The organism is Streptomyces sp. NPDC104096 (assembly GCF_055584385.1).
Map to the genome: position 1 here is coordinate 1 of NZ_JBVJMD010000167.1, position 1,181 is coordinate 1,181.

Genomic DNA, 1,181 nt, shown 5'->3' on the forward strand with positions numbered 1-1,181 from the left:
GCCAGCCAGAACACCGGCATTGAAAAGCCCAGCAGCGCGAAGGTGCTGATGGCGGTGTCCTGCCACTTGCCGCGCAGCACACCGGCGATGATGCCCAGCGGAATGCCGATAAACAGCGCCAGGGCGAACGCCAGCAGGCACAGTTCCATGGTGGCCGGGAATACTTCGCGCAGCTGTTCGCTGATCGCCTGGCCGTTGATGCTGGAGACGCCGAAGTCCCAATGGAGCAGGCTGACGAAGTAGAACTGATAGGCGTCCAGCAGGGCGGCGCCGTTCAGCGGCGCGCGCGGCGTGAAATAGCTCAGGCTGAAGCTGACCAGCGTCAGGAAGAACAGCGTGATCAGCAGCAGCAGAATGCGGCGCAGGGTAAAGATAATCACTTGTTCACCTCCGGCGCGGATTCACGGTACACCCCGGCGAACGAGGCGTTGCCGAACGGGCTCAGCACCAATCCCTTGATGTCGTAGCGGTAGGCCTGCAGACGCAAAGAAGAGGCCAGCGGCAGCACCGGCAGTTGCTGCTCGAGGATTTTCTGCGCCTTGCGGTAGTTGTCGATGCGCTGAGACAGCTGCTGCGACAACAGCGCGTTCTGCAGCACCTCGTCGAAGCCTGGGTCACACCAGTGAGCATAGTTGGTTTGCGAACGGATTGCCGCGCAGCTCAGCAGCGGCCGGAAGAAGCTGTCCGGGTCGTTGCTGTCGGTGGCCCAGCCGGTCAGGGTCAGATCGTGGTTCATTTCCATCAGGCGCGCCTCTTGGAAACGGCCTTCTACCGGCACGATGGTGACGTTGATGCCCACCTGGCCGAGATCGGCCTGGATCAGCTCGGCGGTTTTCAGCGGGCTCGGGTTGTAAGACTGCGAGGCGGTCGGCACCCACAGCTTCAGGTTCAGCTGGCCGACGCCGGCCTGCCGCAGCATCTCGCGCGATTTGGCCGGATCGTACTCGGTGACGTGCGCGTCGTTGTCATAGGCCCAGGAGGCGCGCGGCAAGATTGAGGCGGCGGTTTCCGCCGTGCCGTAATAGATCGACTGCATCAATCGTTGGTTGTTGATCGCCAGCGAAATCGCCTGGCGCACATTGAGGTTGTCGAGCGGCGGTTTGCGGGTGTTGAACGCCAGATAGGCGATGTTCATCCCAGGGCGCAGCGTCAGGCGCAGGCGCGGATCGTCGCGCAGGATC

General features: G+C 62.7%; 1 protein-coding gene and 1 pseudogene. Both read right to left on the reverse strand.

Annotated features, from left to right (window positions below):
* Positions 1-380 (reverse strand): annotated as a pseudogene (locus ACZ60B_RS43025) (hypothetical protein); the annotation flags it as partial.
* Positions 377-1,181: ABC transporter substrate-binding protein (locus ACZ60B_RS43030; RefSeq protein ID WP_469397585.1), on the reverse strand; the 805-nt coding region annotated here is incomplete at its 5' end. The pseudogene ACZ60B_RS43025 and the gene ACZ60B_RS43030, both read right to left, overlap by 4 nt.